The sequence below is a fragment of the Hymenobacter sp. FMD4 genome (assembly GCF_058932745.1).
The window spans coordinates 139,192-154,267 of the sequence record NZ_JBZYWH010000004.1 but is presented as its reverse complement, the minus strand read 5'-3'; the positions used below and the strand labels follow the sequence as shown (position 1 = coordinate 154,267).

General features: G+C 58.3%; 10 protein-coding genes and 1 other RNA gene. 6 read left to right on the top strand and 5 right to left on the bottom strand.

The genetic code is table 11. The features are described from left to right. Positions 1-101: 101 nt before the first annotated feature. The 4 genes from AC5FXY_RS06065 to AC5FXY_RS06050 form a co-directional block, all read right to left on the bottom strand. On the bottom strand, positions 102-605 hold the full coding sequence (locus AC5FXY_RS06065; protein WP_493555748.1) for a hypothetical protein: 504 nt from the start codon (positions 603-605) through the stop codon (positions 102-104). A 246-nt stretch (positions 606-851) separates the two neighbouring features. Next, entirely contained in the window at positions 852-2,021 is a 1,170-nt protein-coding gene (locus AC5FXY_RS06060; RefSeq protein WP_493555747.1) for a hypothetical protein, read from the bottom strand. Positions 2,022-2,097: 76 nt separating this feature from the next. Next, the gene (gene icd, locus AC5FXY_RS06055) at positions 2,098-3,363 is read right to left on the bottom strand and encodes an NADP-dependent isocitrate dehydrogenase (protein WP_493555746.1); all 1,266 of its coding nucleotides are present in this window, start codon (positions 3,361-3,363) and stop codon (positions 2,098-2,100) included. A 467-nt stretch (positions 3,364-3,830) separates the two neighbouring features. Further along, complete coding sequence (locus AC5FXY_RS06050; RefSeq protein ID WP_493555745.1) at positions 3,831-6,803, bottom strand: M16 family metallopeptidase; 2,973 nt, start codon at positions 6,801-6,803, stop codon at positions 3,831-3,833. Positions 6,804-6,973: 170 nt separating this feature from the next. Between AC5FXY_RS06050 and AC5FXY_RS06045 the strand changes: the two genes are divergently transcribed. The 4 genes from AC5FXY_RS06045 (at position 6,974) to AC5FXY_RS06030 (ending at position 11,615) form a co-directional block, all read left to right on the top strand. Then, positions 6,974-7,885 carry a LytR/AlgR family response regulator transcription factor gene (locus AC5FXY_RS06045; protein WP_493555744.1) on the top strand — a complete coding sequence of 304 codons (912 nt, stop codon included), beginning with the start codon at positions 6,974-6,976 and terminating at the stop codon, positions 7,883-7,885. A gap of 68 nt (positions 7,886-7,953) precedes the next feature. Further along, entirely contained in the window at positions 7,954-9,660 is a 1,707-nt protein-coding gene (locus AC5FXY_RS06040) for a serine hydrolase (protein ID WP_493555743.1), read from the top strand. 84 nt (positions 9,661-9,744) lie between these two features. Further along, positions 9,745-10,545, top strand: coding sequence for a hypothetical protein (locus AC5FXY_RS06035; RefSeq protein WP_493555742.1), 801 nt, complete (start codon positions 9,745-9,747; stop codon positions 10,543-10,545). A 20-nt stretch (positions 10,546-10,565) separates the two neighbouring features. Next, entirely contained in the window at positions 10,566-11,615 is a 1,050-nt protein-coding gene (locus AC5FXY_RS06030; protein ID WP_493555741.1) for a S41 family peptidase, read from the top strand. Between the two features lie 71 nt (positions 11,616-11,686). Here the strand turns inward: AC5FXY_RS06030 and AC5FXY_RS06025 are convergent, their stop codons facing one another. Then, positions 11,687-13,723 carry a DNA polymerase III subunit gamma/tau gene (locus AC5FXY_RS06025; RefSeq protein WP_493555740.1) on the bottom strand — a complete coding sequence of 679 codons (2,037 nt, stop codon included), beginning with the start codon at positions 13,721-13,723 and terminating at the stop codon, positions 11,687-11,689. Between the two features lie 285 nt (positions 13,724-14,008). Between AC5FXY_RS06025 and AC5FXY_RS06020 the strand changes: the two genes are divergently transcribed. Continuing rightward, the gene (locus AC5FXY_RS06020) at positions 14,009-14,500 is read left to right on the top strand and encodes a hypothetical protein (RefSeq protein WP_493555739.1); all 492 of its coding nucleotides are present in this window, start codon (positions 14,009-14,011) and stop codon (positions 14,498-14,500) included. Between the two features lie 156 nt (positions 14,501-14,656). Next, positions 14,657-15,027, top strand: a transfer-messenger RNA (tmRNA) gene (gene ssrA, locus AC5FXY_RS06015). The last annotated feature ends 49 nt before the right edge of the window (positions 15,028-15,076 follow it).

The following is a 15,076-nucleotide window of genomic DNA, read 5'->3' as shown; positions in this document are numbered from 1 at the left end:
AGTTAGTAGGCATATTTAATAACACAAAGGGGGCCACTGCGGGCCCCCTTTGTGTTATAATGGCAGCCCTCTTGGCTGCTGCACCTGACGGGCGTCTCAAGCTACTGCCGCACAAATACCAACCAGTCTACCATTTGCCAGCCTTTGCCACGGTCCACTTCGTAGGTCATTTTGAAGCGGCCTTCATCCAGCTTTTCGTATACGAAGCGGTGCTTGTTTTCCTTGTGGCTGAGCACGACGCTGTTTTCGAAGGCCAACTTATTATGCTGCCATCCGTCGCTGATTAGCAAGCGGGCACCACCGTAGTTGTCGTGCATCAGGGCTGTGAGCTTGCCCGCTTCGGTGTCGGCGCCCCATACACTGAGGGCTTTGAAGCGGTGGGGGAGACGGTCGGTGTGACGTTGCACAAGCACGCGGGCGGCGGTGTCGGGGGCAAAGCTGAGGTCAGCCGCGATGGGCTTACCGTTCCAGAATTCACCTTTGCCCTGCCAGTTGCCGACAAAGTAATTGAGCTCCTGCACAGTATGGGCGGGAGTGGAGCGGGATTGGGCCAACAGGGAAGTAGTGGCAAGGAAGTAGGCGGCGCAGCTAAACGCTAGTTTCATAAGAATGGAGTTTGGTCACAGACGCAAAATGGGCCAATCCGTTGCGGAAAAGGGTTTCTGGCTTGGTGCTCGAAGTAGTGGGTGTGGGATGGCACAGCGGCGGGTAGTAGGGCGAGTATGAAAAAGCCGGACATCCTCGGTGGGCGTCCGGCTTGTAATAGGAGTACCGAATGGCCGCTGGAGCGGCGTGTACTTGAACTTACGCCTTAACGGAAGCCACAGAGGTGTACCAACGTTTACCAATGTTCATTTCGTTAGGTCGGCTTGGGTGCGATAGACGCCGATTGTTCCCTCTTCATTTGAACAAAGTATCAGGTCGCCGTCTCCAATTTTTACCATGGAAGCCATTGACCCTTTTCGTGCTGTCAGGATTTTGCGAGTCAGTATATTGCCGCTTGTTGTTACACGCAAAGCGAGGGGATATGAGATAAGCGTATTATCGATCTGATTGCCAATTAGGATCAAACTATTATCAGGCCCCAGAATCATTTGCTCAAAATAATTTACCCCCTCTTGTCCAGTAATGGGAGTGAGTGATTCGGTTCCGCCCTCAGCATTGACCTTAAGCAATTGCGTAGGTGCAAGACTCAGTGAATTTGTAGTATTAGCTAATATATAGCCTCCATCACTGGTGGTAGTAAGGCAAGAGACATTACCGAAGTTCGCTCCGGCGGGTGTACGTTGCCAAATTCTTGCTCCTTGAGGAGATATTTTGGTCAAGGCTGCAATTGGCGAAAAGAAATCAGTAGGATTAATGCTTGTCACAACAAAATTGCCATCTGTAGTAGGATAAATACGCTGGGCAAATTCTGAAGGGTATGTTCTGGTATGCAACAAGGCGCCGGTAGTAGTAATTACGGACACCGTTGCCTCATTTGGAATTACCAAGTTTCTACTGGGCTTAGTAGGGGCAAGTACCAAAAATCCGCCGTTGGCAGTGGGCAGCAGCGTAGAACCGGCTGCATATACGGGTAGGGCTAATTGCCACAGTACAGCGCCTGTGTTGCTATTAATCTTGGCCACCATTGCCTGTTGTCGTATTGCAGTACCAGACATATAGCAATAACCTGACACCACGACATTCCCATCGTTAGTGGACGTGCAACTGAAACCCTGACCATACGGTCGGCTTGCGTCACCAAAGCGGTAACGCTTTGTCCAAATGGTGTCGCCCTGCGCCGTCAACTTTATGCCTAACAGCATTTCTGTATCTGGTTGCGGTGACCTTATAGGTGCTGCGCTGCCTACAATAAACAAGTTACCGTCGGACAGTTCAGTTATGGCGCTGACCGTAGCGGTGTACCCTGCCAAGGAAATCTGCTTATCAAACGAGGTTGACTTTTTTACTTCGTCTTTTTTGCAGCTAATTAATAATATGAGGGCTCCAGGAATAAGCCAGCGAGTAGAAAGAAACATAGATGTCTTTTTTTTAAAAAAACCCTGCGTCGGTCTACACCAACGCAGGGTTTTTATTTGGTCTAGACCAACGCAATTACATGTTTTTGATAATCTCGTCGCCGAACTCCGAGCACTTCAGGAGGGTAGCACCTTCCATCAGGCGTTCGAAGTCGTAGGTTACGCGCTTGGCACCGATCGAGGCTTCGAGGCCTTTGTAGATCAGGTCGGCGGCTTCCTGCCAGCCCATGTGCTCCAGCATGAGGGCGCCGGAAAGGATTACCGAACCGGGGTTCACCTTGTCCTGGCCAGCGTACTTGGGCGCGGTGCCGTGGGTAGCTTCGAAGATGGCGTGACCGGTAAGGTAGTTGATGTTGGCGCCCGGCGCGATGCCGATACCGCCTACGATGGCAGCAAGGGCGTCGGAGATGTAGTCGCCGTTCAGGTTCAGGGTAGCTACTACGTCGTAGTCGGAGGGGCGGAGCAGGATCTGCTGCAGGAAGGCATCGGCGATGCTGTCCTTGATGAGGATTTTGCCCGAAGCCAGTTCGTTCTTCATGTGCAGGTTGGCCGCATCCTGACCGTGCTTGGCCGCGAGCTTGTCGAACTGCGACCAGGTGAACACCTTGTCGCCGAACTCCTTCTCCGCTAGCTCGTAGCCCCAGGTTTTGAAGGCCCCCTCGGTGAACTTCATGATGTTGCCCTTGTGGACAATCGTCACCGACTCGCGCTTGTTGTCCAGCGCGTATTGGATGGCGGCGCGCACGAGGCGCTCAGTGCCTTCCTTCGATACGGGTTTGATGCCAAACGACGACGACTCGGGGAAGCGGATTTTCTTCACGCCCATCTCGTCCTGCAGGAATTCCAGCATTTTCTGGGCCTGCGGTGTGCCGTTCATGTATTCGATACCGGCGTAGATATCCTCCGTGTTTTCGCGGAAGATTACCATGTCGGTCAGTTCGGGGTGCTTCACGGGCGAAGGCACGCCTTCAAACCAACGTACGGGGCGTACGCAGGCGTACAGGTCGAGCTCCTGGCGCAGGGCCACGTTCAGCGAGCGGATGCCGCCGCCTACGGGCGTGGTCAGCGGGCCTTTGATGCCCACAAGGTATTCGCGGAAAGCGTCAAGGGTTTCGTTGGGCAGCCAGTTGTTGAGTTGCTTGAACGACTTCTCGCCGGCCAGCACTTCTTTCCACTCAATCTTACGCGCGCCACCGTAGGCTTTTTCCACGGCCGCGTCGAATACGCGCACCGAGGCAGCCCAAATATCGGGACCGGTACCGTCGCCTTCGATGAACGGAATAGTGGGGCGGTCAGGAACGTTGAGTTTGCCGTTCTTGATGGTAATCTTCTGGTCTGCCATATCTAGCGTTGTCAGGAAATGACGCGGGTTAAGGGTGTTTGGTGAAGAGAAATCAGGTGACGGGGCCAAACAAGCCAACCGGCGCCGCCCAAAATCGGATGCAAAGCACCGACATTAATTGGGGCGAAACAAGCGTTTGAAAAAAATGTCGTATATGCGCGGCTGTCCGAAAAAGCGCTCCTTTCCGCGGTTAGAGAAGTATTGCTTTGGCTCACTGGCAAGCCAGTTGCGGGTGATGGGCGCCTACGTTGTCAGAGTATCAATTGCTTAGCTCCGCGGTATCTACACCTCCAGAAAACAGAGCCGGCTGACACCATCAGGTGCCAGCCGGCTCGGCTTGAGGGAGATTCCCGGTTATTTATATCCCGGCACTGAAGCGACCCAATGGCGCGGGCGCCGGTCAACTGCCCCAGCGGCAGCTTTAGTTACATCCTCTCCTTAGTTAAATGCGGATGCGGTCGGGCAGGTTAGTAGCCGAAGATGTCTTTTAACGTGAGCTGCTGCACCTGGCCGTACTTGGCCAGCTCCTTGAAGTTCAGCCGGTCTTTGGAGCCGATAACCAGAATCGTCTGCGGGCGGCCTTTCACCTTGGCTTCCTGGAATTTCTTCAGGTCGTTGAGGCTCATGTTGGCCGTCTGCTCGTACACGTCGCGGCGCAGGTCGTAATCAAGGCCGAGGCGCTTGGCGCGCTCGTAGCTGAAGAGGATATCCGACTTAGTGATGCGCTCCGTGGCAATGCTGTTGCGGATGCTTTGGCGGGCGATGGTGAGGTTGGCCTCGGCCATGGGCATATTGGTAATGAGGGCTTCCATGCCGGCCATGGCCTCGGGCAGTTTATCCGCCTGGGTGCCGATATAGCTGAGCTGGTAGTTGGAACGGCCCGATTTGTCGGCGTTGGTGTAGCGCGAAGTAGCCGAGTAGGCCAGAGCCTTGGACTCGCGCAGCTCCTGGAATACGATGCTGCCCATGTTGCCGCCGAAGTACTCGTTGTAGAGGCTTACCGTGGGCACCAGGGCCTTATCGTAAGCGTCGCCGCGCGAGAGGAACAGGATTTCAGCCTGCACCATGTTGTAGTCGGTCCAGTAGACTTTGCGGTCCTTCAGCGGCTGCTCGTCGAAGTCCTTGGCGGGTGGGGTGGCGGCCAGCTTGGCGGGCGTCTTGTGCTTAGCATTGAGCACGGCTTGCAGCCTTTCCGTAGCACGCGGCCCGTAGTACAGCACCCGGTGCTGGAAAGTCGGCAGCTGCTTGATGCGGCTGATCAGCTCCTGCGGCTTCAGCGCCTTCAGCTCCTTTTCGCTGACGATGTTCGTGAAGGGGTTCTTGGGGCCGTACTTCACGTAGTTCACCATAGCCTGGCTCAGGATGACATTCTTGTTGAGCTTGGCGTCCTGGCGGTTTTTGAGCACGCCGGCCACCATGTCCTTGAGCGCCTGCTGGTCGGGCGTGGGATTGTTCAGCAGTTGCTCAAACAGCTGCAGCGCCGGCTCCATGTTCTGATCGAGGCCCGAAAGGCTCACGAACACGCGGTCTTGCCCGCTTTGTACGCCGAAAGAGCAGCCGAGCTTGTAGAACTCCTGCTGCAGCTGGGCCGCCGAGTATTTGCCGGTGCCCAGGTACTGCAGGTAGTCGGCCGCAAGGCCCAGCTTGGGGTCGTTGTTGGTGCCCAGGTCGAGCACGTAGTAAAGCGAAAACAGGCCGTTTTCTTTGTTCTGGGTGTAGTGCAGCGGCAAGCCGGGCTTCAGCTCCACTTGCTGAATGTCCTTCTTATAATCCACGAACACCGGCTGCAAGTCGGGCGTGGGCATGGCTACCACCTGCTGGTAGTACTCGGAGGCCGCGTCGCGGTTCACCGATACCGGCGTAATGGCCGGCTTGATAACTTTGGGCGTGCTGGTGTCTTTGCCGGTGCGCTTGTAGATGAGGGCGTAGCCGGGGCCGTAGTACTGGTTGGCCACGCGCATCACATCGTCCTTGGTGATTTTGCCGAACTCCTCGAACTGCTGCAGGTAGTCTTTCCAATCCTCGCGGGCCACGAAGGCAGCTACGAAAGCGCCGGCGCGGGCCTCGTTGCTTTCGTAGCTCTTGGTGCGCTGCAGCTGCTCATTATTGATAATGGCCGGGATGAGCCAGTCCGGAAAGTCACCCTTCTTCACCTTATCCAGCTGGGCCAGCAGCAGATTCTTCACCTGATCCAGGCTCTGACCCTGGCGCGGCGTGCCGTAAAGCACGTGGGTGGAGTAGTCGTTGTTGATGTCGGAGAAGGAAGCGGCTTCCAGCACGGCCTGCTTCTGGTTCAGGTTCAGGTCGATCAGGCCGGCCTGTCCGTTGGTCAGAATCTTATCGATCATGCGCAGCACCAAGGCCTCCTTGGTAGTGGTGCCGGGGAAGCGGAAGCCGAGCATTACGTTCTCAGCGTTTGGGCCTTTGATTTCCTTGACCACCGGCGCCGCCAGCGGCTCTTCCTGGGCGGCAGCGAAGGCCGGCACTGGCTTGCTTTTGAGCTGTCCAAAGTACTTATCGATGGTGCGGATGGTCTGGTCGAAGTCCAGGTCGCCGCTCATGGCCACGGCCATGTTGTTGGGCACGTAGTACTGCTCGAAATACCGTTTAATCGCCGTGATAGAAGGATTTTGCAGGTGCTCAATGGTGCCGATGGTCGTTTGGGTGCCGTACTGGTGCTTGCGAAACAGCGTGGCGTTCATGGCCTCAAACTCCTTGCTGAAGTCGTTGTCGAGGCCGCGGTTTTTCTCCTCGTACACGGCTTCCAGCTCGGTGTGGAACAGGCGCGGCACTAGCTCGCCGAAGCGCTCGGCCTGCACGGCGGCCCACTTATCCACCTGGTTAGAAGGAATGTCTTCCTGGTACACCGTCTGCTCCACCGAGGTGTAGGCGTTGGAGCCCTTAGCCCCGATGGCACCCATCAGCTTGTCGTACTCATTGGCCACCGCGTACTTGGCCGCAACGCCCGAGATAGAATCAATCTGGTGATAAAGACGCTTGCGCAGGGCCGCGTCGCGGGTGGCGCGGTACTGCTCGTACAGCGCTTCGATCTTGTCCAGCTCGGTCTTTTCGGCGGCTACATTCTGGGCACCCAGCTTGGATGTGCCCTTGAACACCATGTGCTCCAGGTAGTGGGCGAGGCCAGTGGCGTCGGCCGGATCGTTCTTGGAGCCGGCGCGCACGGCCACGTAGGTCTGGATGCGGGGCGCGTCGTCGTAGTCGGAGAGGTACACCGTCAGCCCGTTATCTAAGGTATAGATGCGCGTCTTGAGCGGGTCGCCCTCCACGGTGGTGTACTTGTATTCTTTCTCTTGGGGCGCTTCGGTGGCGGGCGTCTGCGTGGTGGCCGTGGTGCCGGCTGCCGGCTTGCTCGACTGGCATTGGGTGGTCAGGCCCAGAGCCACCGCGGCGGGCAGCAGGAGCAGGAAGGATTTTTTCACGGGAACGAGTGAAGTTGAGTTAGCTCAGGAAAGCATCGGGCCAGGCTGGTAAGCAACTGCCCTAGCCCAATTAGCTTGCAAGTAACACGATGATGGAGAGATAAGCTCCTTTCGCATCATCGAAGGGACCGAACCGCTATGTTTGCTATAAACCGCAACCCTTCGCCGCCGTGGACTCAGCATCGCCCCGCCCCAACTACCGCGACCAGTGGGTGCAGCTGGCTGGCGTGCCCTTGGTCACGGCATTTGGGTACTACCTGACTTACAACGGAATTCGGCTGAACTGGCAGACGGCGTACGAGGTGCTGAGCGACGCACTGAAGATAGCCTTGGTGTGGCAGGCCATGCGCGCCACTATTCGGTGGCTCGATGGCCGCTACCCCTGGCGGCGCGGGCTGCTGAAGCGTTTGCTGCTGCAGGTACCGCTCACGTGTGCCGTGGGCGTGCTGGTGCTGACGGCGCTGGTGTACACGGAGTACGCCTTCATTCGAGACTACCCCAACGAGCATTACTGGAACTTCGACGTCATCATCGGCTTGGTATTCATGCTGATGCTAAATGTGATTTACGTCGGCCTATACTATTACGATCAGTACCGCCGCAACCATGCGCTCTACCGGCTGGCCGAAGCCGAAAAGCAGGCCTTGCACCAGCAGCTGGAAACGGCAGTTCTGGCTTCGGTGGCAACACCGGAACCGGCCATCGAGCACATTGTCGTGAAGCTCGGTCGCCGCGAGTTGGTGGTGCCCTACAGCGAAGTGCGCTGCTGTTATTCGGCCGAAAAGGAGACTTACTTGCTTACGCTAGACGACCGGCAGTACTTGCTCGATCAGTCGCTGGACCGGCTGGCGGAGCAACTGCCGGCCGCCTTGTTTTTCCGAGCCAACCGGCAATTCATCATCACCCCCAAAGCCGTGGCACAGGTGCAGACCGAGGCCCACGGCAAACTGGCCGTGCAGCTCATCGCCTCGGCGCGGCTGCCGGAGCTTATTGTGGTCAGCCGCGACCGGGCCCCGGCCTTCCGGCAGTGGCTGCGCGGCCGCCTCGATGCAGTCGGTACCTACGATTCGTCGCCAAAATAGCGGCGGTTCAGTCCTGAAATGGGCTTTAGCATGCTGCAATAGCGCTTTTTGCCCAATTCCTTTGGGCCATGCTTTTCTCCTTTCTTCATCCGCTAAGCCGGCGCCACCTGCTGCTCATCGGCGGCCTGCTGCTGGCGCTACACAGCTCCCTGGTCCGGGCGCAAGCCCTACCCGAGCACCTACAGCAGCGCATCGATTCGGTGTTTGCGCCGTGGAGCAAACCCGCCTCGCCCGGCGCCGTGATTGGCGTGGTCTGGCATGGGCAGCTCGCGTACCAGCGCGCTTATGGGCAAGCCAATATTGGCAGGCACCAGCCGCTTACCACCAGCCACCGGTTCTGGGTGGCCTCGGTAGCCAAGCAGTTTACGGCGGCCAGCATTGCGCTGCTGGTTGAGCAGGGCAAGCTGCGCCTCGACGATGACATACGGCGCTACCTGCCCGAGCTGCCCTGGCTTGGCGACACGGTGCGCATTCAACACCTGGTGCACCATACCAGCGGTCTGCGCGATGGGTTTACGCTCATCGGCCTCACGCTGCGTGGCGAGCGGCACTATACCAATGCCAACGTGCTGCAGCTGCTGAGCCAGCAGCGCGGCCGCAATTTTCGCCCCGGCGAGCGGTACGAGTACAACAACGGCGGTTACGTGCTGCTGGCCGAAATCGTGGCGCGGGTGTCGGGTCAGCCGCTGGCCGAGTTTGCCGAGCAGCACATCTTCCGCCCTTTGGGCATGACGCAGACGCACTTCGAAGGCCGGATTGCTGACGATAGTCCAAACCTGGCTACCGGCTATACGGTGCGCCACCGCAATGGGCAGGCGCACTTTCGGCCTGGGCATTTTCAAGGCAATACCATCGGCTCTTCAGGCTTGGTTACCTGCTTAGCCGACCTCGTGCGCTGGGACCAGAACTTCTACCACAACCGCCTTGGGCAGGGGCGCTCCGAGCTACTGCACCGGCTGCTCACGCCCGGCCGCCTCCTCGATGGCCGTACCACCAACTACGCTTTTGGGCTGGAGGTAGAGCCCTACCGCAATCAGCTGGCCGTTACGCATAGCGGCACCGACCCTGGCTACCAGGCCCAAATCATGCGCTTCCCGCAGCAGGAGCTGACGCTGATTTGCCTCGCTAACACCGAAAACATGTACGGCCTCACCCAGCGCCTTTTCGGCTTAGCCGAGCACTTGATGCCCGCGGCCTTTAAGCCCTTGTCAGTTGAAACAGCCGCAGTTGCGCCCACCGGCGGGATAGAGGGCATCTACTTGCAACCCGAAACGCTGGGAGAGGCGCGCATTCTTACCCTGCAAAACGGCACCCTACGCGCTGCCCGTTCCACGCAGGGCTACGCCCAGCCCCTGCGGCTCGCCGGCCCCGATTTCTATGTCAATCAAGGCCTAGGCCAGTACCAGTACCACATTGAACGGGCTGAGGATGGGGCAGTGCACGGGCTGCGCTACGCGGAGCACGGCGCCACCTCCCGGCTGCAGATGGTAGCCGCCGCCACGCCCACGGCGGCCGAGCTACGCCGCCTGTCCGGCCGTTATTACTGCCCCGAACTAAATCAAAGCTTCCGTCTCACGGAGCGAGGAGGGAAGTTGCGCATCAGTTTCTACCGCCTCCTGCACGTGCCCCTGCAGCCCATCGTGGGCGACCGATTTCTGGCAGATCTGCAAGGTCACAACTGCCTGGCTTTCCAGCGCGACGCGACTGGCGCCGTCACGGGCTTCACCTTTCACCGCGAAGCCATCAACGGCCTGCACTTCGAGCGAGTGCGCTAAGCCTTCCATCAATCTTATCAGATAGGCCACAGTGCGCGTGGCTTGGCCACGCTTTGCCCTTGCTTAACCTAACCTCTTCCCGCTATGAAAACCTTTCTTACTTCCCTGGCTCTGCTGGCAGGCTTGGCACCGGCTTGGGCCCAGTCGCCGCAGGCTGAGCGCCGCCATGAGCTGATGGCTGCCGGTGGCCCCATGTGGCGCACCATGCTCGATCGACAAGCCTCGCCGCTAGTGTACCAAGCCAAAGGGCAGGCCTTCCTGCTCGGCTACGCGCACCGTACCGCCCGCTCACGCTTTACCGTGGAGCTACAGCCCCTGCTGGGCCGCGACTTGCCTAAGCGTTACGGCGTGCGCGAATTCAGCAACGGGCAGCGCACCTACACCATCCAATCAACCTACTACGACGCTAGCCTGAGCCTGTGCTACTTGCGCCGCTTGCCGACCGCCGCAAAGTGGCGCCTATTCGCCGGTGCTGGCCTGCAGAACCGCCTGCAGGTTTCCGATGCCGTGGCCAACCTCTACTGGGGCATGAACGTGGCCGGGCTTTACGCCGAAGGCCGGGTCGAGTACGACCTGGCACCCCGGCAGCACTTAACGGCTGAGTTAGGCTTGCCGGTGCTGGCCGCTGTCACGCGGCATACTCACGCCAACTACCCCAAGTCGACGGATCAGAGCAATCTGGATGCCTTTTTCAGCCAAGGCACGCACTGGGTCTCAGTAAACAAACTCCAGCAGGTGCAAGCCAGCCTGCGCTACCACTACACGCTTTTCGACCGCCTCAACGTGGGCGTGCGCTACCAGTTTCATTGGCTGCATTACCCCGACCCCCAGCCCATTCGCAGCTACGACCACCGCGTGGTCGGCCAGCTAGGCTATCTGTTTTAACCCGCTCTTTCCTTTTTGCTATGAAAACCACTTTCTGTTCTCTGCTACGGCGCAGTACTCTCGGTATTTTACTCTCGCTGGCCGCATTGCTCGGGGCCTGTGACAAAGTGCTGATCGGGCCCGAAAAGCAAAACTCACCCGAAGAAAATTTCGAGTACCTCTGGCTGACCTTCGACCGGCTCTACGGCACTTTCGAAGTTAAGCGCATCGACTGGAAGGCCCTGCACGACCGGTACCGTCCGCTGGTCATGCCCACTACCACCGACACCGAGCTGGTAGCCATTATGGGCCAAATGCTCAATCACCTTGATGATAACCACATCTTTATCCGGCCGCTCAAGTCCAGCAGCGCGCCCAACTACAACGGCGGTATTTTGGGCCGTCGTCGCTTCGAGGATTACGACAAAACCGTGGTGGCCCGCTACCTCAGCGGCCGCAAGACTTACGGCAACGATATGGTGTATGGCTGGCTCACGCCCGACATCGGCTACCTCAACCTACTTGCTTTCAATAATGACTTTGGCTACTACGCCAAAGCCATGGACACGGTGCTAGGCGAGCTGCAGGGCGCCAAAGGAATCGTGGTGGAGTTGCGCGAAAACGACGGCGGCGAGGACCGCGTGGCCCAGTACATTGCCAACCGCTTCGCCTCCGAACGCCACCTGTCGTTCACCAGCCGCGTGCGCAACGGCCCACGTCACACTGATTTCGGGCCTGAGCTGCGTTTCTACACCGAGCCGGCCGGGAGCTATCAGTACACCAAGCCCGTAGTGGTGCTGCAGCGCCGTGCCACTTTCAGCTCGGGCGAAACCTTTGTGCTAGCCATGCAGCAAAATCACAACGTGGTAACCGTGGGCGACAGCACCGGCGGCGGCTTCTCCGATGCCGTACGCCACGAGCTGCCCAACGGCTGGAACATCCGCGTGCCCATTGCCGACGTGCGCGCCGCCGATGGCCGCAACTACGAAAGCATTGGGCTAGCGCCCAACCATCTCGTCCAAAACACCCCGCAAGAACTAGCCGCCGGCCGCGACCAAGCCCTGGAAAAAGCTATTGACCTACTGCGCTGAAATGCCGTAGCGCGAACTATAAGCTGGCTAAATCAGCTTTGTAGTTCGCGCTACTATTCCGTGGCAGGTGTTTAGAAATCCGTGTCCAGCCCTAAACGCTGCTTCATCTCATTGAGCACCGGAAACTTCTGGGCCAGGTACTCAAATCGGTCCGAAGAGGTGTAGAGGCGCATGCCGTCTTGCTTCTGCTCCGCTACCTCGGTTTTAATGGTGATGCTGCGGTATCCGGTGCGCTGGCGTAGCTCCGTGATAAACTCCGGCTTGAGCGCGTTGAACTGGTCCAGCTGGACCGTATTCTCCAGCAGCAGCCGGATGACGTGCTGCGCATCGGCCTGGATAGGACGGTTCAGAATGGTGAACTCGCTCATACTGATTTGCTTGCGCGCCTCAGCCAACTCGCGCCATACGCGCTGTAGCGCCGCCTGATCTATTCGACCCGATATAGGTGCGGCGGCTTCTTCCTCCAGCACCGCCGTGCTAGCGGCTTCCTGCCGCTGCGTAGCCTGAGCTTTCAGCGCACTCAGGTTCATCTTCGGGATGGCCAGTGGCTTGGGCGCGGGGCGGGCGCTCATGGGCGGCGCGGCCAGTGGATCGGTGGCTACCATTGGCTGACTGCCGGGCTCGTGGCCAGCCACGCTGGGGCGGCCCGTTTCCACGTGCGGCAGCGTGTCTACTAGTTGCCGCTTGGTAGAGGGCGCCTCTTCGCGCTCCGTCTCGATGCTGGGCGTGGGGTGCAGCTCTTCCACGCCGCTCTGCACCGGTATCATTGGCTCGGGAGCGGCCGGTGCTGAAGCAGCTACGCCGTTGGGGCGCGGATAGGAGGGGGCAGTGCCGTTCGCCGTGCCATTGGCATTATGGCCGTTAGCGGCGTGCCCATTGAGCCCGTTGCCATTGACTGCCGGCAGCTGCACCGGCGGCGCCGGTGCAGCTGCCAGAGCCGACGTTACATTGTCAGTTTTTTTTTTAGCCTCGCCGTTTCCGACCGAGGCTACCAGCTCCTGCGTCAGCTGCACCGCGTTGCGCAGATAGGCGAGCTTCATCAGCGTAAGCTCCACGTGCAGGCGCTGGTTTTTGGCAGCCTTGAAGTCCCGGTCGCACTGGCTGAGCAGGTTCAGGCCCGTCACCAGGAAGCTGAGCTGCGCCTGCCGGGCCTGGTCAGCGTAGCGCTGGCGCAAGCCTTCCGATACTTCCAGCAACTGCACCGTCTGTGGGTCCTTGCACACAAGCAAACCACGCAGGTGCTCGGCCGCCCCGATGACGAACTGGTGCAAGTCAAATCCGTTTTGCACGACTTCATCCAGCAGCAGCAGCGTCTGGCTCAGGTCCTGACCCAGGCAGGCGTCGGTGAGGCGGAAGTAGTACTCATAATCGAGCACGTGCAGGTTCTGCACCACCGCGCGGTAGCTGAGCTGATGGCCCGAAAAGGTCACCATCTGGTCGAAGATGCTCAGCGCGTCACGCAGGCCGCCGTCGGCTTTCTGCGCGATGAGGTGCAGGGCATCCTCTTCGGCTGCCACGCTTTCCTTGCCGGCGATGTAGCCCAAGTGCCCAACGATGTCGTCGAGCTTGATGCGGTTGAAGTCGAATATCTGGCAGCGCGACAAAATCGTCGGGATGATCTTGTGGCGCTCCGTAGTAGCCAAAATGAAAATGGCATAGCCGGGCGGCTCCTCCAGTGTCTTCAGAAAAGCATTGAAGGCCGCGTTGGAGAGCATGTGCACCTCGTCGATGATGTACACCTTGTAGCGGCCTTGCTGCGGCGCGTAACGCACCTGCTCCACTAGAGAGCGGATGTCTTCCACCGAGTTGTTGGAAGCCGCATCCAGCTCATGCACGTTAAACGAGGCGCTCTGGTTGAAGGCGCGGCAGGAGTCGCACTCGTTGCAGGCTTCGGCCTCGGGCGTGAGGTTGGTGCAGTTGATGGTCTTGGCCAGGATGCGGGCACAGGTGGTTTTGCCCACTCCGCGCGGACCGCAAAAGAGGAATGCCTGGGCCAGGTGGCCGGTCACGATGGCGTTTTGCAGCGTGGTGGTCACGTGCTGCTGCCCCACCACACTGCGGAAGGTGGACGGGCGGTACTTACGGGCCGAAACGACGAAATTTTCCATGCTCTCTTCCGGCAAAGATACCCTGAAAAGGCCGGCTTTGGAAGGAAAGTTCGAGAGCGACGGGCCAATGCGCAGCTACCAAGGGTATCACCGCAAACATTATGAATAAGGTAAGGGAATTGGATCTTTGTTGTAATTTTTCATGTATTTTATTGACTTTTAATAATAATATGGATATATTATCAGACAATTACCACGATAGGTCTGCAAAGCGCAGCACCGGGCACCATCACCTCCAAAACCCGCTCTATGTACCCTTCCGCTACCCACTCTAATCGATTGTTCTTGGTTTACCTTTTACTGACGTTCTACTGCCTTGGGGCGGCCATCGTCACTGAATGGCAGGAGTTCCGCAGCTGGGGCGACAGCAGCTCGTACCTGAGTGCCACTGATTTTGCGGCTTGGAACATGGCCAGCCCGCAGACCACGTCCTTCTTTCTCACGCTACCATCAGTAGTTCTGACGGCGGTAGTACTAGCGCTATTTTGGCATTTGCCTGCTTCGGTACCCCGCGGCCCGCTTTGGGGGGTGCTGGCTTGCCACATAGTGGTATGGACTGTGTTTTTGCTGGCTCGCATGTCGGAGGTTTCTCCGCTGGAACAACCCGGCCTGATCAACCTGCTCGTGCACAGCGACTGGGTCCGCAAGCTGGCTTTGCTCATTGAAGCCCCGTTGGCCCTGTACATGGCCTACCGTGCCTTCTGGCCAGTCGCGGCCGGTACGCGTGCCACCCCGTCGGTGCTGAACAACTCCCGTAAGGCACCGGCACTCAGCTGAGTGCAGCGCAGCTGGAATAATCTTTCCTCGAAAACAGCCTTTATGCCCAATGGCAGCTGTTTTCGGGGAAACTTTTTGCCTCCTAAGTACCGTTATTGCTTTGGTTGCGCTACTTTCGTACCCCGCTCTCTAGCAGAGCGTCGTTCTTACACATTTGGGGCTGACCGGAATTGACAGCTCGTGCAGGTCGCGAGTAAGCGTGTCGGGAGTTGGATGAATCTCCCGCCAAAAAATCTTCCAAAACACAAACGGCGACTACTCGTACGCCATGGCTGCCTAGTCTAGGTACTAAGCACTAGCCATCATCCCGCATCCGTCTTCCTTTTCACGGGTGAGTTCGGGGTGTCGAAAGCATAAGGATAGTTTGGGTGGCGCTGCGACGCCCAAGCGAAACTCAAGCAGATAAGCGTAACCCATAGGCCTGATGTGCGCCTCGGTTGCGTCGAAAAAACAAGTACAGCTACACACGTAGAAAGCTCGCCGGTCTCCTTGTCTGGACCAGGGTTCGACTCCCTGCAGCTCCACTTAAACCCTCTTCACGCTGCGTGGAGAGGGTTTTTTGTTTTGAGCGTAAGT